The organism is Marinobacterium arenosum, from assembly GCF_019795155.1.
GTDB lineage: Bacteria > Pseudomonadota > Gammaproteobacteria > Pseudomonadales > Balneatricaceae > Marinobacterium_C > Marinobacterium_C arenosum.
Genome location: NZ_JAILYN010000001.1, coordinates 138,694 through 158,761, shown reverse-complemented (window position 1 = coordinate 158,761; position 20,068 = coordinate 138,694). Strand labels below are relative to the sequence as shown.

Sequence of the window (20,068 nt, the reverse complement as noted above, 5' to 3'; positions counted from 1 at the left end):
CCGATTACACTGATAAAGATCTACCCGTCGGTTATCAGCATCGGACAGGAGGCGAGTGGCGCATGGCCCGATGGACGCTATGGATTATCCTGTTGGCGGTGCCGGCAGGCCTGTTCTGGTGGCTAACCCGTCCGGAGCCGGTGCGGGTCAGCGTCGTGTCGGTGGAACGCGGTTTGGTGGAGAGTACCGTGGCCAACACCCGGGCCGGCACCGTACAAGCCTGCCAGCGGGCCAAGCTGTCGCTGCCGATCGGCGGCCAGATCGCCAACCTGGCGGTGCATGAGGGCGATCATGTCGAGGCCGATACGGTATTGATGACCCTGTGGAACGAGGATCTGCTGGCCCGGCAACTGCAGGCGCGGCTGGCGGCGGAAACCGCCGGCCTGGAGCATCAGGTGGTCTGTATCCGCGCCAGCAACCTGCGTCGGGAGGCTGAACGGCAGCGCCGACTGGCGGATAAGCGGCTGGCGTCGGACGAATCGGTCGATCAGGCCCGTTCGGAGGCGGCAGCGGCCACCACCTCCTGCGCGGCGGCCGAGGCGCGTCGCCGCGAAGCCGAGGCGGCGATCGGGGTGGTGCAGGCGGAACTGGAGAAAACCCGCTTGCGGGCACCCTTTGCCGGTATCGTCGCCGAAGTGAAGGGCGAGGTGGGCGAGTACGCCACACCGTCGCCGCCGGGTGTCGCCACGCCGCCGGCGATCGACCTGCTGACCGACGACTGCCATTACGTGGAGGCGCCGATCGACGAGGTGGACGCCGGCCTGTTGAAGGTCGGCCTGCCGGTGCGGATCAGTTTCGATGCTTATCCGGAGCGTAGTTTCCCCGGCCGGTTACGCCGTATCGCGCCCTATGTGCTCGATCTGGAGAAGCAGGCCCGTACCGTCGCGGTTGAGGTAGAGTTCGCTTCGGTCCCTTCGATCCCGCTGTTTGCCGGTTACAGTGCCGATGTCGAGATCGTGTTGCAGAGCCACCCGGAAACGTTGCGGGTGCCGACCGAGGCCGTACTTGAGCAGGATTCGGTACTGCTATACCAAGCGGGCGAGGCGCTTGAACGTCGAACGATCAAGCCGGGGATCAGTAACTGGCGTTATACCGAGGTACTGGACGGCTTGCAGCCGGGCGACCGGGTGGTGACCTCGCTGGGCCGGGAGGAGGTACGGGCGGGCGCCCGGGTGGTTCCCGATGATTGAATTACAACAGCTGGACAAGACCTACCTGCTAGGCGGCAAACCACTACACGCCCTCGATCAAGTCGACCTGTCGATCGAGGCCGGCGAGTATATCGCCATCACCGGGCCGTCCGGCTCCGGCAAGTCGACGCTGTTGAATATGGTCGGCCTGCTTGACCGGCCGGATCAGGGCCGCTACCTGCTCAATGGCCAGGCCACCGAACAACTGACGGAGGAGCAGCGCGCCGCGTTGCGCCGCGCCCATATCGGTTTCATCTTCCAGGCTTTCCACCTTATCCCCCGGCTGAGCTGCTACGAGAATATCGAACTGCCGCTGTTGCTGGCGGAGCGGTCCCGTGCGGAACGCCGCCAGCGGGTGGACCGGGTGCTGGCACAGGTCGGTCTTGCTAAACAGGCCGGCCAGCGGCCCAACCAGCTGTCCGGCGGCCAGATGCAGCGGGTGGCGATCGCCCGGGCGATCGTATTGCAGCCGGCTCTGTTGCTGGCCGACGAGCCGACCGGCAATCTCGATCAGAAGTCCGGTCGGGAGGTGATCGAGCTGCTGGAGGCGCTCAACCGGGATGGCATGACGCTGCTACTGGTAACCCACGACCCGACGCTATCCGACCGTGCCCGGCGCCGATTGCAGATGGTCGATGGCCGCATTGTCAGCGACACAACCTTATGAAACTGGTCGATCAGCTTCACTTCAACCTGCAACTGCTACGTCGCCACCGGCTGCGCACCGGCCTGTTGCTGCTGTCGATTACGGTCGGTGTCGCTTCGGTGATCATGCTGACCAGCCTTGGCGAGGGGGCCCGCCGCTATGTCGAGCAGGAGTTCAGCTCGCTCGGCAACCAGTTGCTGATCGTGCTGCCGGGTCGCACAGAGACCACCGGCGGTGCGCCGCCGATCTACGGCACCACGCCGCGCGACCTGACCATCGCCGATGCCGAGGCACTGGGGCAGTTACCCGGTATCAGCCGTTTCGCACCGATCATCGCCGGCACTGGCCGGGTCAGCTACCGCAGTTTCGCCCGTGATGTGATCACCATCGGCACCAACGCCGATTTCTTCCCTGTCCGGCGGCTCAGCCTGTCGCTGGGCCAGGGGCTGCCGGCCGATGCCGCCAGCCTGGCAGCGCCGGTCTGCGTGTTGGGGGCCCGCCTGAAGCGGGAACTGTTCGGCAATGCCAACCCGATCAACCAGTGGCTGCGCATCGGCGACTACCGCTACCGGGTGGTCGGTGTGCTGGCCGAGCGTGGCGAGTCGCTGGGGCTGGATATGCGTGATATGGCGATCATTCCGCTGCGTTCGGCGGAGGCGCTGTTCAACTCGCCCGGCCTGTTTCGGGTCCTGCTGGAGATGAAACCGCAGGTCTCGCAGGAACTGATCAAGGATCGGGTACGCCAGACCATCCGCCGGCGTCACGAAGGGGAGGACGACGTCACCCTGATCAGCCAGGACTCGGTGCTCAGTGCCTTCAACGAGATCCTTACCACGCTGACTGCGGCGGTCGCCGCTATCGCCTCGATCAGCCTGATCGTGGCCGGGGTGCTGATCATGAATATCAGCCTGATCTCAGTCAGTCAGCGGCGTGCCGAGATCGGCCTGTTGAAGGCGTTGGGCGCCAGCGGCGCAGCGGTGCGCCAGCTGTTTATCGGTGAAGCCCTGATGCTTGCGGCGGTCGGTACGTTGATCGGCATCGCCGTCGGCGAGGCGGTGGTGGCGCTTGCCCTGCGGCTGTTTCCCGACTTCCCGCTGGCGGCGCCCTGGTGGGCGGAGCTGGCGGCAGCACTGATCGCCATCGGCTGTGGCCTGTTGTTTTCATGGTACCCGGCCAATAAGGCAGCAGGTTTGGATCCGGTAAGGGCCATGCGGGGAGAGCCGCGATGAGTTTTCTCGATAGTCTGCGCTGGCTCAGCCGGGCGTTGCTGGCCCAGCGGACCCGCTCGCTGCTGACCCTGCTCGGCATGACGATCGGTATCAGCGCGGTCTGCCTGCTGAGCGCGTTGGGTGAGGGGCTGCGCAATTACATCATGAGCGAATTTACCCAGTTCGGCAGCCATATCGTGGCGATCACCCCGGGCAAGACGGAAACTTTCGGTATCGGCGGTATCCTCAATACCTTGCGGCCGCTGTCGCTGCAGGACAGCCATGCATTGCGGCAGGTGGCCGGGGTCCGTCAGGTACTGCCGGTGGTGTTTGGCACCGCCCGGCTGACCCACGGCGGTCGGGCCCGCTACGCCAACGTGGCCGGTATTACCGCGGAAGCTCAGCAGGTATGGCGGCTACAGGTGGCACAAGGGCGCTTCCTGCCGGACGACCCGCTGGAAAACCCGCGCGCCTTTGTGGTGCTCGGCAGCCGGGTGCGCCAGGAGCTGTTTGGCGAGGGGCCGGCGCTGGGCCAGTATCTGGGCATTGGCGGCAGTCGCTACCGGGTGGCTGGCGTGTTGAGGTCGAAGGGCCAGTTTATGGGCACCGACCTGGACGACACCGTCTATATTCCGGTGGCACGGGGGCTGCAGCTGTTCAACCGGGATAGTCTGATGGAGTTGGATGTGGTGTACGCCGCCAACCTGCCGGTGGCCGAAATCAGCGAGCGGATCCGGCGGGTGCTGATCGCCCGGCACCGGGTCGAGGATTTCACCCTGATCACCCAGGACGAAGTACTCAGTACCCTCGACAAAATCTTACGGATGGTCAAATACGCAGCAGGGGGGCTTGGGGCGATCTCGTTGCTGGTCGGGGCGGTCGGTATTCTGAGTATCATGCTGATCACCACCACCGAACGGACGGGTGAGATCGGTCTGCTGCGGGCGCTGGGGTTCAGTGCCGGCCAGATTCGCAACCTGTTCCTGGCCGAAGCGGTGGCCCTGGCACTGGTGGGTGGACTTATCGGCGTGCTGTTGACGTCGATGTTGATCGGCCTGGTGCATCTGTTGTGGCCGGCGCTGCCGTTAAGCCTGACGCCCGGGGTGGTGTTGCTGGCGTTGGGGCTGTCGACGCTGATCGGCGCCCTGGCCGGCGTCCGGCCGGCACAACGGGCTGCTTCGCTGAATCCTATCGAGGCGTTGCGTTACCAGGGGTAGCGGTGGGCGTTAACGATTATTCGTCGACCCAGACGGTGCGCAACGGTTCGCCGAAGTCGTCGTAGATCACCTTCTGGCGTCGTTGATGATGCCTGGACGTGACCGGTTTCGGGCGGTTTTTGCTGCGACTGCCACGACGGGAATCGATTGCCGCGACCACTTCCGGAATCGGCGTGCGCTGCTGTTTGGCGGGATTGATCTGGATATTGCGGGTATTGTACTTGCCATCGACCAGGCCGGTGGCGCCCATCTTCACCTGCTGAATCTTGCCGCCGTGGGCAAGAAACTCTTTGATCTGTTGCTCATGCTCATGGCGCAGCTGAGCTTTTGTCGGGCGATTGCTGAACATCAGGTTATTATCCACGTATTGCGGTGGCGGGAAAGTAAGAATTACTCATACGAAAGGCGCTAAGAAAGCGGTCCTTGCCGCGGCTGGCTTGAGCGGAAAAGGTCTAAAGAGCTGGCCAGCGCCCCCTGAAGCGCGCCTGTCATACCAGTGTAGCAGCCTTGTAAGAATTTGCCGGGCGAACATCTGTTCACCCGGCTGGCGGGTTGACGGGTTAACGTGTCGCGGGCGGACGGCGCTCCTGCAGGTAGCGGGGTTCGCTGCTGATGCCGGCGGCGCGGCGCCGGATCAGGTCCAGCCCGGCACCGGCCACCATGGTCTGAAACAGCTTGCGGGCGTATGGGTAGTACAGGCAGGCGCTGTCGATCCGCTCGCTATCGCCCCAGGCCAGCCAGACGGTACCGACCGGCTTCTCGGCGCTGCCGCCATCCGGTCCGGCGATGCCGGACACCGCGATGGTGTAGTCGGCACCGCTGACCCGCAACGCGCCCTCGGCCATCTGCCGCACCACCGCGTCGCTGACCGCGCCAAATTCGGTCAGCGCTTGCGCACTGACCCCCAGCAGCTGCTGCTTGATGGCGTTGGAGTAGGTGACGAAGCCGGCTTCGAACACCGCCGAGGCGCCGGCTTCGGCGGTCAGCATCGAGGCGATCAGGCCGCCGGTGCAGGATTCGGCGCAGGTCAGCGTCTTACCCTGGCTTTTCAGCAGGGCGATCAGGTTGCCGGCCAGGCTGTCGCGATCTTCGGCCACCACGTAATCGCCGATCAATTCGCGCAGTTTGGCGACGTATTCGCCGTGCAGGTCGGCCAGCCGGGCCGGGCCCTGCACTTTGACCTCCAGGGTCGGTGCGCCGGCGCGGAAGCCCAGCTCCAGCTCCTCCGGCCAGTCCGGCAGCTTGTTGCTGATCCACTGCTGCAGGCTGGATTCGCCCTGGCCGAAGCAGTGGAAGCGGCTCAGCAGGTTGGCTTGGTCGTCATCGACCCGGCCGGCGATCTCCGGCAGAATGGTTTGATTGAGCATCTCCCGCAGTTCACTCGGTACCCCCGGGGTGCAGATGATGTCGCAGTCGTTGTGGCGGGTACGGAAACCGACCGCCGACCCGCGCGGGTTGGGCACCACCTGCACGCCGGCCGGCAGCAGTGCCTGCTTCAGGTTGGCGGCGTTCAATGTGGCGCCGCGCCGGGCACACCAGTCGGTCAGGTGGGCCATCGCGTCCGGGTGCTCGACCAGCTCGACCCCCAGCGTGCGGGCCAGCGCTTCGGCAGTCAGGTCGTCGCGGGTCGGGCCGAGACCGCCGTTGACCAGCAGCAGGTCGGCGGAGCGCGACAGCCGCTCCATCTCCTCGACCAGCTGATCGAGATGGTCGCCGACCGTTACCTTGCGGTGGATATCGATGCCGAGCTGCTGCAGGCGCTGGGCGATCATCGACGAGTTGGAGTCGATCACATCGCCATTCATCAGTTCGTTGCCGGTCAGCAGCAGTTCAATCTTCATCGCTTGTTTCCTTGCTCGTTGTTATGCGTCTTGTCAGCGCAGCATCTCGTAGGCCTCGCGCAGCTCTATAAAGAGTGCCGCGTCGCCCCCCTTGTCGGGATGGTGCTGCGCCGCCAGCCGGCGGTACTGCTGCTTGATCTGCTGCGTATCGGCATCGGCCGGCAGCTGCAGGCACGCCAGCGCCGCCTGTCGTTTGTCCGGGCTACAGTAACGCCGCCAGAACTCATTCAGCAACTGCTCCACCGACTCGGTGCTGGCACCCTGGTAGTTGGCCCAGTCCAGGTAATAATCGCGCAGCTTCGCTTCAGCGCCGTCGCCGGGCAGGCTGCTGCCGGCGGGCGAGTCGACGACCGGCTCCAGCGCGATCCGCAACGCGCTGATGCTTAGCAACAGACCGTCCTGCTGCCAGAAGCTCTGCTGTAGCCGGTAGAGCGCATTCATCACCAGAAAGTGTTTCTGGAACAGCGCCAGTCGCGGCTCGTCCGCCAGCGGCGGGAACTCCTCCGCCAGCTCCAGCGACTTGATCAATTCAAACTCGCTGCAGCCCTGCGGTTGCCGGCTCAACAGCCGGGCAACCGCCGCCAGCAGCGGGTTGCGGGTATCGTCGTGGTTACTCGGCACCGTCGATCCAGTGCAGTGCCTGCAGGAACTCCCGCTCAGCGAAGTGACGGCATTCGCCACTGATCAGCTGCTCGCCGATCAGCGCAGCCCAGTCCAGCCAGCGGGCATCGCCGACGATCGCCAGACGTTTGAAATCGTTGCGATGGGCCAGGCCGAAGCGGGCGTCCTTCCAGAGGGCGCCGGCGGTCCAGCCGGTGAAGTCGCGATCGAGGTAGATCAGCACCCTTACCGCGCCGAACTGCTCGAGCTTTTCATTGAGCAGCGGCAGGAAGTCATTCTGGTAGTCTTCGGCGGTCAACTGGCCGGTGGCCTGTACCACCACGATATCGCCGGCGGTTTCCGGCAGTACGTACAGCATGGATCGGTTCCCGTGGTTACATATCAATCCTGATTGAGAGGCTAGTGTACCGCACTGCCGACAGGCTAGTCTGTTGCCAAGCACATCTGAAAATGTGGAGGTCCCGAATGACCGGCCTGCATCGGCTGTTTAGCCGCTATCGAAACTGGCAACTGCTGGATGAGCCGCTGTCGGCGGATCCGCAACGGGCATTGCAACGGGACACCGAACTGGTCCGGGCGGTGGCGGCTGGGCTGAGTGGCCCGTTGGCGCGGCTGTGGGAGAACCCCCGTTCGCTGGTGGCGACCCGTCGCGAAACCCGGCTACCGCAGTTTGCCGAAGCCTGCCGGCGGCTGGCCGCCGAGGGCTGGCCGGTGCTGGGGCGTGACAGCGGCGGCACCACGGTGCCCCATGAGCCGGGTATTCTGCACTTCAGCCTGATCTTCCCGCAGTACCAGGACAGCCACTTCGATCTGGAGCTGATCTACCAGGCGCTGTGCGAGCCGATCCGGCTGGCGCTGGCCGAGCTGGGCCTGGACGCCGAGTACGGCGCGGTCGACGGCGCCTACTGCGACGGCCGTTACAATCTGGTGGTGGACGGCCTGAAAGTGACCGGCACCGCGCAGCGGCTGGTCGGCTCGCGGGCCCGCGAACGGGGGATCAGCGGCGGTGTACTGGCTCAGGCGATGCTGATGGTCGAGTGTGATGCGGCACGGGGCACCGAGCAGGTCAACCGCTTCTACCGGCTGGCCGGCGATCCGCGCCAATACGATCCGGCGGTCTCGACCTGCATCGCCGAGCGACTGGCCGGACGGCTTGAGTTACCGCCCGGCGAGCTGACCCTGCGGATGCGGCGATTGATCGGCCAGGCTTTCCGGAGACTGGCCGAGGGCTGAACTGGCGCTCAAGCAGTGGTATAGTCGCGCGCTGATGTGAACCGATGCCGAGTGAGCCATGAAATACATCCCCCTCGATGAGTACCGTAAAGGCTGGATCTTCCGTCATAAGGATCTGCCGGTCAGCGCCGAGGATCTGGCCGCCATCAAGCCGGTGGCGGCGGAGCGTGCCGAGCAGATCTGGGCGCTGCAGGTCAGCCAGAACTGCGACCATCCGCGTGAGTTCGATACCGGCGACTGGGCAGTGCGCAACGATGTCTGGCAGGAGGAGCCCGGCGACTGGCAGGGCCCCTGGGACAGTGACGAGCCGGAACTGCCGGCGATCGTTGCCGAGCATTTCGACTGGGACGATCAGACTGTTGTCTGGTTCTGTTACGAAAGCGACCACATCATTGAAACCACCTGGGCGGTATTCCGCCGAAACTGGAAGAACTTCCTGTTTATGGATGACGGCCCGCTGCTGATCGGCCGTAAGCGCAAGCAAGTTGCCCAGTTCTTCGAAACCGGCCAGGTACGGGTGGGCAGCCGGCCCTGAGAGGTCGGCCACCGAAAAGCTATAACACACCAATCATCTATGCTGTCAGCTCTATGGAGGTAGCCATGGCTGTTATCCGTTGGATTCTGGGTCGAATCATCCTGCTGTTGAACTTCATCTTCTCGCCGCGCTCGCCGAAACGTCCCGCCGAGGAGCAGGCCAAGCTCGACCAAGCGACCGCCAATCTGGCGCTGTATCAGTTCGAAGCTTGCCCGTTCTGCGTCAAGGTCCGTCGGGCGATGAAACGCCACGGCCTGAACATCGAGACCCGCGATGCCAAGAAAGATGCCCGTGCCCGTGACGAACTGATGCAGGGCGGTGGCCGGGTCAAGGTGCCTTGTCTGCGGATTGAAGAGGAGGGCGAGGTGAAGTGGATGTACGAGTCCGGCGATATCGTCCGCTACCTGGAAAACCGTTTCGTCGGCGCCAGCTGATTCTCTGCCGCGTTTCTTTGAACGGCGTCCTTCGGGGCGCCGTTTTTCGTTGTATTGCCTGCTGTGGTTCAACACCGACTTTATTGTCCGGCAACCGCCCCATCGAGAGGGCCCTCGTTGGCTGGTGACGATCGACGGAGTTGAGCGGGTCCGCCGGCCTTAGGGAACCTAAGGCCGGCGGTACGCAATACCGAAGCTGCCGGATTACTTGAACAGGCAGGACTTGGCGTATTCGGCTGCCTCGTTGGCGGACCAATCGCCCTTCGGCTTCTCTTTCAGATCGGCACACCAGGCTTCGCTGCCCACTTCCGGGCCGCAACCGGCCAGTGCCAAGGTGCTAGCGACCATCACCATGGCCAGCAGTATTTTTTTCATGCTCACAGTCTCCATTGCTTGGCCATGCGGCCGCTCTGTCTGAAGCGGCGGATTATAACCTAAACGTTTGTTTAATCGGATCTTTAACGGGGCGCAAACGTAACGAAACCGACATGTTATGATGCGCCGGAGCCCGATCACCGTCACAGCGTTAAACCATGTCCCCGCAACTCCCCATCGATTGCCTGCAACACGAATTCTTGTCCAGCCTGGCTAAGCGCCATCTGGTGGTCAGCGCCGCGACCGGGTCCGGCAAGTCGACCCGGTTGCCGCTGTGGGCGCGACAACTGGGGCCGGTGCTGGTGGTCGAGCCGCGCCGGGTCGCCTGTACCGCCTTGGCCGCTTATGTTGCCGAGCTGGCAGGCAGTGCGCTGGGTGAGGAGGTCGGCTATGCGATCCGCTTCGAGCAGCGCTGCAGCGAGCAGACGCGGGTGTTGTTTGTCACCCCCGGCGTGGCGTTACGCTGGCTGGTGGAAGGGCGGCTAGAGCGTTTTCAGACCGTGCTGCTGGATGAGTTTCACGAGCGGCGCTGGGATACCGACCTGCTGCTGGCGCTGCTGAAAGCACAGGACCGCCATCGACTGGTACTGACCTCCGCGACCCTGGCCGGAGAACGACTGGCGGACTATCTCGAGGCGGATCTGTTGGAGGCGGAGGGACGCAACTTCCCGGTTTCAGTCAGCCATCAGGCGGCTGATTCGCGCCAGATGCCCTCGCTGCACAATCTCAGTCAACAGGTACGGGGCGCCGCGGAACGAATGCTGGCTGACAGTGACGGCGACCTGCTGGTGTTCCTGCCGGGACGACGGGAGATCGCCCAGGCACAGGCGGCTTTGGCGGGGCTGGCGGCCGAACTGCTGCCGCTGCACGCCGGCGTCGATGCCGCCGGTCAGCGCAGGGCACTGAACCGGGCAGACCGGCGTCGAATTATCCTGGCCACCAATGTGGCGGAAACCTCACTGACCATTCCCGGCGTCACCGCGGTGGTGGATAGCGGACTGGAGCGGCGCACGCATCAGCGCAACGGCCGTACGGTGCTGAGCCTGCAGCCGATCTCGAAGGCCAGTGCAGAGCAGCGTAAGGGGCGGGCCGGGCGGTTGGCGCCGGGGCGCTGCATCCGCCTGTGGGGCGAGCATGCGCCACTGGAACAGGTTACCCCGCCACAGATCCAGCGTGAGGAACTGACTGAACTGGTACTGGCGGCGGCCTGTTGCGGCTACTCGGCCAGCGAACTGGCGTTTGCCGACCCGCTACCGGCCAAGTCGTTGGCCACCGCAGAAGCACGGCTGCGCGAGATGAATGCGATCGACCAGCACGGTCTGGTCACGGATCACGGCCGGGCACTGTTTCCGCTGCCGATCGACACGGCATTTGCCCACCTGATCAGCCTGATGCCCGATGAGGCCTGTCGGGGCGCGATGGTGGACCTTGCGGCGGCGCTCAGCGTCGGCCAGCGGCTGTTCCGGCTGCCGACGGGGGAGCAGGAGCGGCGCGAGTTGCAGCAGTGGCTGCCGCAGGGCTGTGATGCCAGCACCCTGATCGCGCTGCTGCGTAAAACGCCCCCGGAATGCCTGGCGACGGATGCGCGGCTGCGAGAGGAGGCGCGCCAGCTGGCGGCTCAGATCCGCCGTCAGCTGAACCTGCCGGCACTGCCGGATGAACTGGATTTCGATGCTCAACGCTGGCGGCTTGCCGCGATGCGTGCCGATCCGGCACGGGTCTTTATTCGCCGGGCCAAGCGGCGTGACGCAATGGGCAACGGCTTTGCCGAGCTGCAGCCGGGCCGCGATTCCCGCTTTGCCGATGAGGCCGAGGCGGCGCTGGTGTTCGACGAGCACAGCGTGCCGGGTTCACGCGGTACCCGGCAGACCCTGACCATCGGCACCTGTATGGCGCCGGTCAGCCTGGCCGAGATGGTACGGGCGGGACTGGGTGACGTCCGACCGGGTGACGTGCAGTGGCAGCCGGAAGATGCGCAGTTGTGGCTGGTGGTCGAGCGTCACTACGCCGGACGGCTGATCGGTAGTGAGCTCGAGCAGCCGCAGGGTGAGCTTGCGCGCCGGGCATTGGCCGAGCTGATCCTGTCCGGCCGGCTGATGGCAGGCGTTGGTGAGCGGCTGCGGGACGACCTGGCTGCCTGGGCGCTGTTCGTGGCGCTCGGCGAAGCCGACGGCGAGGTGCCCGAACCGCAGGCTTGGCTGCAGGCGCAGCTCGAACGACTAGGTGTGGAGCAGGGCGGAGATATCGAACTGATCGAGCCGGATGATCTGCGCTTCGAGGGTATTCCCGACTGGCAGCGGGCGGCCTTCGATGGCAAGTATCCACGCCGGCTGTCGCTCGGCGATATGGCTTTGCTGATCCATTACGACGTGGCTCGCCGGGTGGTCACCGCCGAAAAGATCGGTGGCCTGCGCAAGAGCGATCCGAAACGCTGGGAGCTGCCCGGCTGGTCGGGCTGGAAGGTGCGCTTCAAGAAAGCCAGTCGGGTGGTCGATATCCGCTAAAAAAGCTCTGAAAAACTGCCAAAAATCGCCATCATCAGGAAAAAAACGATTGCCAGCGGCAACGATTGCGAAGACAATCGCCGCCATTAATTCTGTGTCCCGTGCTTCCCCAGGTCGGGGGCATGTCCCGATGCCTTTCAACTGACCGCACAGAAACGAATACCGATATTTTTTAGATAACCAAGCCCCCGCCGGTGGGGCCTGTTGGAGTATTCAGGTGAAGATCTGTTTCCTGATGTATCCGTGGGAGCGTGTCTCTCCGGAGAACGACTCGACCCTGCGTCTAATTCACGAGGCGGCCAGCCGTGGTCATACGGTGGCGATCACCACCCCGAACAGCCTGACCATCCGTGATACGGTGGCCCACGCGTTCTGCAACGTGCTGCGCAAGTCGGACAAGCTGACCAGCAATATCCCGTCGTTCTACCGTAACGCCCAGTTCAAGCGCTCCAAACTGCCGCTGGCGGGATTTGACGCGATCATCATGCGCGCCAACCCGCCGCTGGATACGGTGGCGTTGAACTTCCTCGATTCGGTGCGCGCCGATACCTTCATCATGAACGATATCGACGGCCTGCGGATCGCCAACAACAAGCTGTACACCGCCTCCTTCTCCGGCGAAGCCAGCCGCTATATCCCCGGTACCCATGTCTCCAAGAACAAGGAGTACCTGGAGCGGGTGTTGATGGAGTCGCAGTCCGAGAAAATGATCATGAAACCGCTGAACGGCTTTGGCGGCCAGGGGGTGATCGTGGTGGAGAAAAGCGCCCAGCAGAGTTTTCGCTCGCTGCTCGATTTCTACGTCGGCGAAGGGGAGAACAGCAACTACGTGATCATGCAGGACTATGTCGACGGTGCCGAGCACGGCGACGTTCGCATCCTGATGCTGAACGGCGAACCGATCGGTGCGATGCGGCGGGTGCCGGCGGCCAACGATGTGCGTTCCAACATCCATGCCGGCGGTCGTGAAGTGAAGCACCAGCTGACCAAGGAAGAGAAGGCGCTGTGCCGTCATATCGGCCCGAAACTGGTGCGTGACGGACTGTACTTCGTCGGTCTGGACGTGATCAACGGCAAGTTGATCGAGGTGAACGTGCTGTCGCCGGGCGGCATTACCCGTATCAACCGGTTGAACCGCACCCGGCTGCAGGCCAAGGTGATCGATTTCGTCGAGCACGTAATCGCCGCTAAGGAGCTGATCGTCGAGCGCAAGAACCAGTTCCGCAAGGTGATCGAAGATGCTGACGCTATCTGAAACGGAGCTGCTGGCCCGCATCGCCGACGCCGAATGCTTCGAAGCGACGCTGGATGACGGCTCGCTGACCCTGAAGATCGAGCAATACGTGCCCCATATCTGCACCGCGGTGCATGATGGCAGCCGGTTGCGCGAGGAGCTGGTGCCCCGCTGCCTGCTGAGCGAGCAGGAGCGCTACTTCGAAGAGGATCCGTACACCGGCGAGCTGATCGGCTCGATGCCGATCACCCTGGTGTCGCATGATTCGCGCTACGAGTACGACCTGAACCGGCCGCTGTCGCGGGCGGTATACCAGCGCGCCTGGGGCAAGGAGGTCTGGCACAAGCGCCCGACCAGCGCCCAGCTGGCCCGTAGTTATGACAAGCATCGCCGCTTCTACCGGATTCTCGATGCGCTGATCGAGCAACTGCAGAACCGTTTCGGCAGTTGCCTGGTGTTTGATCTGCACTCCTACAACCATGTGCGGATCGGCGAGGGCGCGCCGACCTTCAACATCGGTACCGAGCAGATCGACATGGATCGCTGGGAGCGGGTGGTCAAGCGGTTTGGACAGCAGCTGGCCGGCATCCGCCTGCCCAACGTGCAGGTCGATTGCGCGTACAACAAGGTGTTCTGGGGACGTGGCTACATGATCGCTCACGTTAACAGCCGCTTCGAGAATACCCTGGTGCTGCCGGTGGAGGTCAAGAAGGTGTTCATGGACGAGCTCAGCGGCGAACCCTATCCGCTGGTGCTCAATGAACTGAAGGACGGCATGAAGCAGGCGCTGGTGGATACCGCTTCCTACTTCGCGCACCGTTACACGCGCACCCTGCGCAGCCGCCGCCAGGATATGCTGGCGCCGCTGCTGGATCCGGCGATCAGCCAGGTGGACCGGGCGCTGTACAAGCTGGCTCGCGATGTGGAGACGCTGCAGTACATCAACCCGACCAATATCCTGCTGGAGAAGCGGCGCTTCTTCAGCCGCAGCCACTACCAGCCGCAGTTCAGCTACCGGCAGCTGAATATCGACCCCTACCTGTTCCGTGAGCAGCTGTACCGGTTGCCGGTGGACCGGATCCGCGACGCCGGCATCCAGCAGCTGTATCGCAAGGTGGTCGATAACTTTGCCGAGAAGATCGACCTGCTGGTCAGCATCGGCAGCGACCGGTTCATCTACAACTCGCTGCGCTATTATGGCGAGCCCTCCGAGCAGGATGTCGCCAACGCCCAGTTCCTGCTCTATGCGCCCTCGCTGGACGAGCGCGAGCCGCAGGAATACGGCGCCGCCGAGATGGTGGGCTACTTCCGCGAGCAGGCCCAGCGCTGGGGGCTGGATTGCCGGGTGGAAACCTCCAACCGGCTGGTGGCCAAGGCGATGGTCAACAACGCCCGTCGGCGCTTGCTGGTGCGCAAGGACGTCAAGGTCGGCAGGACCGAGCTACAGGCGCTGGCCCATCATGAGCTGGGCGTGCATATGGTGACCACGCTGAATGCGGTACAACAACCGCTGAAGGTGTTTTCGCTGGGCCTGCCCAGCAACACCATGAGCCAGGAGGGGCTGGCGATTCTCAGCGAGTACCTGTCCGGCAACATGACGCTGCAGCGGCTCAAGATGCTCGCATTGCGGGTGTTGGCGGTGAAGCAGATGCTGCGCCACGGCGACTTCCGCAAGACCTGGCAGTTCCTGGTGCAGGAACATGGCCAGTCGCCGGATAGCGCCTTCCAGATGGCGATCCGGGTGCACCGTGGCGGCGGCTTCACCAAGGATTACCTCTACCTGCGCGGACTGCGCGAGGCGCTGCAGCTGCACCAGAGCCAGGATATCAGCGCGTTGTTCATCGGCAAGACCGGCTTCGAGTTCCTGCCGATCATCGACGAGATGATCTCGCGCGGTATTCTGCAGCGGCCGGCCTTCCTGCCGGAGTTCATGCGCAGCTGTGCCGCGCCGAATGCGCCGGTGCTCGAGTACCTGGTCAACTCCATCCGCACGGAACGACCGGCGGCCGGCGTGCTGGCCGAGCGGGTGGCCTGAGCGGCGGGGCGGCAGCAGGGCGAAAAGGCTGCGCGGGCACAGCGTTGCTACACTTCCTCGTATTGCCGCCGCGAGGAGGGGCAACCATGCTGTACTTTGCGTATGGTTCCAATATGAGCGTGCCGCGCCTGCGCCAGCGGGTGCCGAGCGCCCAGCCGATGGGGATGGCCAGCCTCGACCAGCATCGGCTGGATTTTCATAAAAGCGGTAGGGATGGCTCTGCCAAGTGCGATGCTTTCCTGACCTGCCGGCCTGACGACCGGGTCTACGGGGTGTTGTTCCATATAGATCCGGAGGAGCTGAAGCTGTTGCACCAGTTTGAGGGGCTCGGGCTCGGCTACGACCTGAAGGAGGTGCTGGTGCAGCGCGAAGACGGCCGTCTGCAGAGCGCCTTTACCTACTTCGCGATCCATATCGATCGCAGTCTGAAACCGTACCACTGGTATCTGCGGCATGTGCTGCATGGCGCCCGTTGCGCCGGCTTGCCGGCGGACTATATCGGGAAGCTGGAGCAGCTGGATAGCTGGATCGATCCCGACCCGGTGCGTACTGCCCAAGAGTTGTCGGTTTATTCCAATAGTTCCAATAATGGCTAAAAGTGCAGGTAGCGCGCTGCGCGTAGTCTGTTTTGCGCAGGAGCTTCCAGGATGCGGCTGTTTCGGCATACTGATGTTGCTGGCAATGGGCTGCCATAAAATCAACGAGCGACCAGTTCCACCACCCGGATCGCGCCGATCTCCAGGTTGTGCAGGATATTGGCAGCCATCTGCTGGAATTCTGGCCCCAACACCAGGGCCGGTGAGATCGGTGCCTGCTTGGGCTGCTGTTCCTTTTCACGCTGCCGGTTACGCCAGTTTTGCGCCAACTCCGACCAATCCTCCAGCACGTTGATCTGGAATCCGGCCTGCTCGATCAGCGTTCTCAGCTCCGCTTCCCGCATCAGATGCGACAGGCCCGCGCCGCGCGCCCAGGGCACCGGGTAGCGCAGTTGGTCGTAGGCGGGCCCCTCGATCAACTCGTGCAGAATCAGCTGACCTTTCGGTTTCAGGACCCGCCGACACTCATTCAGCGTGGCCCGCTTGTCCGGGATGTTCAGCAGGCTGTGCTGGAACAGCACGGCATCGAAACTTCTATCGGCAAAGGGCAGGGTCTGGGCGTCGGCGGTCAGTGCCGGCTGGGCACGGCTGGCATCGTACAGGCCGCTGAGCTGGCGGTTTAGCGTGTTGAAATCGTGGGTGATATCGATACCGACCATCTGGCAGGGGATCCGCTCCGCCGCCAGCCGCATCAACCCGCCCAGTCCGGAGCCGATATCCAGCACCCGGCAACCGGGTCGGCCGTAGAGCCGTTCTAATAGACGCTCCGAGGCCTTGATGCCGCCGGTATGCAGCTGATCGACCGGCGCCAGCTGGTACAGCGTGGGTCCGTCCGGGTAATGCTGCTGCAGCTGCTCAATTATCTGTTCGGGGGCCAGCGACTGGCTGTAATGGTCGGTGATCGGCTGGTTCATCGGCGCTCCGTCTGATCAGGTGATTCCCGTATAACGAGCCCCTAATCTGCCTGTTCGGAAGCTGCCAGGCAAGCCGCCTTTGGTCGTGGCTACCAAGCCCATTGCTCAGTTTGCATGTAGCCTGTTACCCGGGGCTTTTGGGTTGCGAAGTTAAGGCCCCGTAGCAGCGGGCTCTGACCGCGACAGGGCGGGCGCAGACGGACGGTTATGCTCTCTGAGCGGGGGGTGTGTCGCCTGAAAGTTAGCGCTTGAAGATTAATCAGCGGGTCAAGGCTTCCCGCGACAGCGCGAAGAACCAAATACCAAAATCAGCGGATTCGCCGATTGTATGGATAAGCAACCCACCCGGGGCCGGTTAGGGCCCCGGGCGGGCCAAACGGTTATTCGGCGATACCGCCTTCGGTTAGCTTGGTGGGGTCGAGCAGCCGTTCCAGCTCGTCACGGCTGAGGTCGGTTTTCTCCTCGGCGACCGCAATGATCGGCCGGCACTCGTGGTAGGCCTGCTTGGCGATCTCGGCCGCTTTCTGGTAGCCGATGATCGGGTTCAGCGCGGTTACCAGGATCGGGTTGCGGGCCAGTGAGGCTTTCAGGTGGGCGCTGTTGACGGTGAAGCTGCTGATCGCCTTGTCGGCCAGCAGGCGCGAGGCGTTGGCCAGCAGGGTTTCGCTTTCAAGCAGGTTGTCGGCGATCATCGGCAGCATCACGTTCAGCTCGAAGTTGCCGTGCTGGCCGCCGGTGGTGATCGCCGCATCGTTGCCGATCACCTGGGCCGCCACCATCATGGTCGCCTCCGGGATCACCGGGTTGACCTTGCCGGGCATAATCGATGAGCCCGGCTGCAGGGCTTCCAGGTGGATCTCGCTGACCCCGGCCAGCGGGCCGCTGTTCATCCAGCGCAGATCGTTGGCGATCTTCATCAATGCCACCGCCAGTGTTTTCAGCTGGCCGGACAGTTCGACGGCAGTATCCTGGCTGGCCAGGGCGCTGAAGAAGTTGTCCGCCGGTACCAGCGTCAGTCCGGTCAGACCGCTCAGCTCGGCGGCGAAGCGGGCAGCGAAATCCGGGTGGGCGTTGATACCGGTGCCGACCGCAGTACCGCCCTGGGCCAGCTGGTGCAACCTTGGCTGGACCTCGCCAAGCCGCTGTATTGCCATGTTTATCTGGTTGCTCCAGCCGGACATCGACTGACGGAAGGTGACCGGCATCGCATCCATCAGGTGGGTGCGGCCGGTTTTGACCTGGTCGCCGACCTCGGCAATTTTCCGCTCGATGCTGTCATGCAGGTGGTGCAGCGCCGGTAGCAACTGGCCGGCCAGGATCTGCGAGGCGCTCAAGTGCAGTGCGGTGGGGATCACATCGTTGGAGCTCTGGCCCATGTTGACGTGGTCATTGGCGCCGATCTCCAGACCGCTGGCATCGTGAGCCAGTTTGGCAATTACCTCGTTGACGTTCATGTTGGAGCTGGTGCCTGAGCCGGTCTGGAACACATCGACCGGGAACTGGCCGGCATGGGCGCCTTCGGCGACCTGTTTGGCGGCCTGGATGATGGCGCCGGCACGGGCTTCGTCGAGCAGCCCGAGGTCGCGGTTGGTGATGGCGGCAGCCTGCTTGATCAGCGCCAGGGCATGAATGAACACCGACGGCATCGGGCGGCCGCTGATCGGGAAGTTATTAACCGCCCGTTGGGTCTGGGCGCCGTAGAGGGCATCGGCCGGTACCTCCAGTTCGCCCATGCTGTCTTTTTCAGTTCGGAAAGTGCTCATTGCAGACTCCTTAGCAGCAACTGCTGTCATAGTGATACATCAGATTCAGTGGGTTTTTCAGTGCATCCAAGGTCGGCAGTTTTAGTCTGATGCAGTATTCAATGTAGCCCGCCTGTGTAGGGGCGTTGCGGAGATCTAGCTCGGCCCGTCTTTTGCTTACCTCTTCAAAACAGCGGCAACTCCTGCCGGACGATCTGCAGTTCCGGCTGTCGATACGGCGCAAGGGTCTTGCACGGCTCTGTCTGGTTTTTTCTTGGGGATTTCCGAGCCTGCCAGGGTTTGGCTGGATTAAAGAATGATCAATCGATTATTGATTTTTGAAACTCAATATATGGATTGAGAGCGCCAATGCATATTTACGAAAACAGAAAGCGGTAATTCGAGCTTTTACGGCGGCAACGAATTGCCGCTGTGGTTGTAAGTCTGGCCCAGGGCAACAGGCTGTAGCGGAGCGCCCGGCGGTTTGAAGTGGTAAGTGGCAACGATTGAACAGGAGGGTGGCTGTGTGATCACAAAGCCCTCCCTGCAAGCAATGGATCTGGCTGAGAGGAGAACAGCATGATCATTCAACAGAGCAGTATCCGGTTCAGTGCCGAGCATCAGAAAAGCGAACTGTACGAGCAACAGAGCTCAATGGAGGCGTTCAGCATGGAGTTGCAGGCGGTACAATCGTCGGCGTTCGACAGCCTGCAGACGCTGAAAGAGGCGCGCCTGGATGCGCTACGGCAGCAGGCGTTACGGGAGCCGTTCCCCGGTTTTCTTGCCATGACAGATACAGGCTTCCGCCTGCAGTCCGGCCAGCCGCAAACGGAGCCGTTGGCGGCAATGCCTTGGATGAGCGGCAGTGCAAAGTTGTTTCACAGCTTGCTGGAGGCGCTCACCGGCCGGCAGATAGCGGTTGCCGGTATCGATGGCAGCGATATCGCCGAGTTGGAATCGCCACCATCGCAGCCGATGGGCTCGGAGTCGGGGCTGCCGATGCGCGAACGGGTGATAGAGGTCAGCGTCAAAGTCAGCGAGCGTATCGAGGAGTACGAGTGCACCCGCTTCTCGGCCTGTGGCCGGGTGGAGACCGCCGACGGACAGTCGATCGAGTTGAACCTCGATATGACCATGGAGCGCAGTTACAGTGCCAGTCGTGAGTTCGAGATCAGTCAGCAGGTTCGTTTGAAGGATCCGCTGGTACTGAACTTCAACGGCAGTGCCGCCGAACTGACCGAGGAGAAGTTCCAGTTCGACCTGGATCTGGACGGTGAACTGGAGCTGATCAATCTGTTCGGCCCCGATAGCGCGCTGCTGGCGCTGGATACTAACGAGGATGGGCTGATCAATGACGGTGCCGAGCTGTTCGGGGCTGCCAGTGGCGACGGCTTCGCCGAGCTGGCCGCGTACGATGAGGATGGCAACGGCTTTATCGACGAGGCCGACAGCATCTTCGAGCAGTTGCGGCTGTGGTCGCATCTGAACGGCGAAGGCCGGCTGCAAACGCTGGCGGAAAAGGATGTGGGCGCTATCTATCTGGGTTCCACGCAGACGCCGTTCGATTTGAAGGATGGTGATAACCGGATGCAGGGGCGGGTGCGCGAGAGCGGTGTCTACCTGACCGAGTCCGGCTCGGTGGGTACGGTTCAGCAGGTCGACATGGCGGTTTAAGCCGGGGGCTTGAACTACAGGACTGCAGATACAGAAAACCCCGCTTGAAGAAGCGGGGTTTTTTAGTAC

General features: G+C 63.0%; 19 protein-coding genes. 12 read left to right on the top strand and 7 right to left on the bottom strand.

Annotated elements, in window-relative coordinates:
- Nucleotides 1-62 precede the first annotated feature (62 nt).
- From K6T12_RS00730 to K6T12_RS00715, 4 genes are read left to right on the top strand one after another with little or no spacing between them, the layout of a single operon-like run.
- Nucleotides 63-1,190, top strand: a complete 1,128-nt coding sequence (locus K6T12_RS00730; protein WP_222218444.1) for an efflux RND transporter periplasmic adaptor subunit — start codon at nucleotides 63-65, stop codon at nucleotides 1,188-1,190.
- Complete coding sequence (locus K6T12_RS00725) at nucleotides 1,183-1,857, top strand: ABC transporter ATP-binding protein (RefSeq protein WP_222218442.1); 675 nt, start codon at nucleotides 1,183-1,185, stop codon at nucleotides 1,855-1,857. Before K6T12_RS00730 ends, K6T12_RS00725 begins: the two co-directional genes overlap by 8 nt.
- Nucleotides 1,854-3,065 carry an ABC transporter permease gene (locus tag K6T12_RS00720; protein WP_222218440.1) on the top strand — a complete coding sequence of 404 codons (1,212 nt, stop codon included), beginning with the start codon at nucleotides 1,854-1,856 and terminating at the stop codon, nucleotides 3,063-3,065. Before K6T12_RS00725 ends, K6T12_RS00720 begins: the two co-directional genes overlap by 4 nt.
- Nucleotides 3,062-4,261, top strand: coding sequence for an ABC transporter permease (locus K6T12_RS00715; protein WP_222218438.1), 1,200 nt, complete (start codon nucleotides 3,062-3,064; stop codon nucleotides 4,259-4,261). The genes K6T12_RS00720 and K6T12_RS00715 overlap by 4 nt, the downstream gene beginning before the upstream one ends.
- Before the next feature lie 16 nt (nucleotides 4,262-4,277).
- Here K6T12_RS00715 and K6T12_RS00710 read toward each other — a convergent pair whose 3' ends face one another.
- The 4 genes from K6T12_RS00710 to K6T12_RS00695 all read right to left on the bottom strand — a co-directional run bounded on the left by K6T12_RS00710 (nucleotide 4,278) and on the right by K6T12_RS00695 (nucleotide 7,081).
- A complete protein-coding gene (locus K6T12_RS00710) occupies nucleotides 4,278-4,610 on the bottom strand; it encodes a hypothetical protein (RefSeq protein WP_222218436.1) in 333 nt (110 codons plus the stop codon).
- Nucleotides 4,611-4,821: 211 nt separating this feature from the next.
- Nucleotides 4,822-6,102, bottom strand: coding sequence for a CinA family nicotinamide mononucleotide deamidase-related protein (locus tag K6T12_RS00705; protein WP_222218434.1), 1,281 nt, complete (start codon nucleotides 6,100-6,102; stop codon nucleotides 4,822-4,824).
- A 33-nt stretch (nucleotides 6,103-6,135) separates the two neighbouring features.
- A complete protein-coding gene (locus K6T12_RS00700) occupies nucleotides 6,136-6,723 on the bottom strand; it encodes a DNA-J related domain-containing protein (RefSeq protein WP_222218432.1) in 588 nt (195 codons plus the stop codon).
- Nucleotides 6,713-7,081 (bottom strand): SpoIIAA family protein, encoded by a 369-nt coding sequence (locus K6T12_RS00695; protein WP_222218430.1) that lies wholly within the window; start codon nucleotides 7,079-7,081, stop codon nucleotides 6,713-6,715. Before K6T12_RS00695 ends, K6T12_RS00700 begins: the two co-directional genes overlap by 11 nt.
- 107 nt (nucleotides 7,082-7,188) lie before the next feature.
- Between K6T12_RS00695 and K6T12_RS00690 the strand changes: the two genes are divergently transcribed.
- The 3 genes from K6T12_RS00690 to K6T12_RS00680 all read left to right on the top strand — a co-directional run bounded on the left by K6T12_RS00690 (nucleotide 7,189) and on the right by K6T12_RS00680 (nucleotide 8,925).
- The gene (locus tag K6T12_RS00690; protein WP_222218428.1) at nucleotides 7,189-7,956 is read left to right on the top strand and encodes a lipoate--protein ligase family protein; all 768 of its coding nucleotides are present in this window, start codon (nucleotides 7,189-7,191) and stop codon (nucleotides 7,954-7,956) included.
- 58 nt (nucleotides 7,957-8,014) lie between these two features.
- Nucleotides 8,015-8,491 (top strand): DUF2947 domain-containing protein, encoded by a 477-nt coding sequence (locus K6T12_RS00685; protein ID WP_222218426.1) that lies wholly within the window; start codon nucleotides 8,015-8,017, stop codon nucleotides 8,489-8,491.
- A gap of 65 nt (nucleotides 8,492-8,556) precedes the next feature.
- The gene (locus tag K6T12_RS00680) at nucleotides 8,557-8,925 is read left to right on the top strand and encodes a glutaredoxin family protein (RefSeq protein WP_222218424.1); all 369 of its coding nucleotides are present in this window, start codon (nucleotides 8,557-8,559) and stop codon (nucleotides 8,923-8,925) included.
- 204 nt (nucleotides 8,926-9,129) lie between these two features.
- Here the strand turns inward: K6T12_RS00680 and K6T12_RS00675 are convergent, their stop codons facing one another.
- Nucleotides 9,130-9,300 carry a DUF3012 domain-containing protein gene (locus K6T12_RS00675; RefSeq protein ID WP_222218422.1) on the bottom strand — a complete coding sequence of 57 codons (171 nt, stop codon included), beginning with the start codon at nucleotides 9,298-9,300 and terminating at the stop codon, nucleotides 9,130-9,132.
- Nucleotides 9,301-9,458: 158 nt separating this feature from the next.
- Between K6T12_RS00675 and K6T12_RS00670 the strand changes: the two genes are divergently transcribed.
- From K6T12_RS00670 to K6T12_RS00655, 4 genes are all read left to right on the top strand, one after another.
- Nucleotides 9,459-11,804, top strand: coding sequence for a helicase-related protein (locus K6T12_RS00670; protein WP_222218420.1), 2,346 nt, complete (start codon nucleotides 9,459-9,461; stop codon nucleotides 11,802-11,804).
- Nucleotides 11,805-12,021: 217 nt separating this feature from the next.
- Nucleotides 12,022-13,059: a glutathione synthase gene (gshB, locus tag K6T12_RS00665; protein ID WP_222218419.1), complete on the top strand. Its 1,038-nt coding sequence runs from the start codon at nucleotides 12,022-12,024 to the stop codon at nucleotides 13,057-13,059.
- Nucleotides 13,043-15,073, top strand: a complete 2,031-nt coding sequence (locus K6T12_RS00660; RefSeq protein ID WP_222218418.1) for a flavohemoglobin expression-modulating QEGLA motif protein — start codon at nucleotides 13,043-13,045, stop codon at nucleotides 15,071-15,073. The genes gshB and K6T12_RS00660 overlap by 17 nt, the downstream gene beginning before the upstream one ends.
- 86 nt (nucleotides 15,074-15,159) lie before the next feature.
- Nucleotides 15,160-15,669: a gamma-glutamylcyclotransferase family protein gene (locus K6T12_RS00655; protein ID WP_222218417.1), complete on the top strand. Its 510-nt coding sequence runs from the start codon at nucleotides 15,160-15,162 to the stop codon at nucleotides 15,667-15,669.
- A 101-nt stretch (nucleotides 15,670-15,770) separates the two neighbouring features.
- Here the strand turns inward: K6T12_RS00655 and K6T12_RS00650 are convergent, their stop codons facing one another.
- Together K6T12_RS00650 and K6T12_RS00645 are read right to left on the bottom strand one after the other, a co-directional pair.
- Nucleotides 15,771-16,583, bottom strand: a complete 813-nt coding sequence (locus K6T12_RS00650; protein WP_222218416.1) for a class I SAM-dependent methyltransferase — start codon at nucleotides 16,581-16,583, stop codon at nucleotides 15,771-15,773.
- A gap of 380 nt (nucleotides 16,584-16,963) precedes the next feature.
- Nucleotides 16,964-18,346, bottom strand: coding sequence for a class II fumarate hydratase (locus tag K6T12_RS00645; protein ID WP_222218415.1), 1,383 nt, complete (start codon nucleotides 18,344-18,346; stop codon nucleotides 16,964-16,966).
- 558 nt (nucleotides 18,347-18,904) lie between these two features.
- Here K6T12_RS00645 and K6T12_RS00640 point away from each other — a divergent pair.
- The gene (locus K6T12_RS00640; protein WP_222218414.1) at nucleotides 18,905-19,999 is read left to right on the top strand and encodes a hypothetical protein; all 1,095 of its coding nucleotides are present in this window, start codon (nucleotides 18,905-18,907) and stop codon (nucleotides 19,997-19,999) included.
- Nucleotides 20,000-20,068 lie beyond the last annotated feature (69 nt).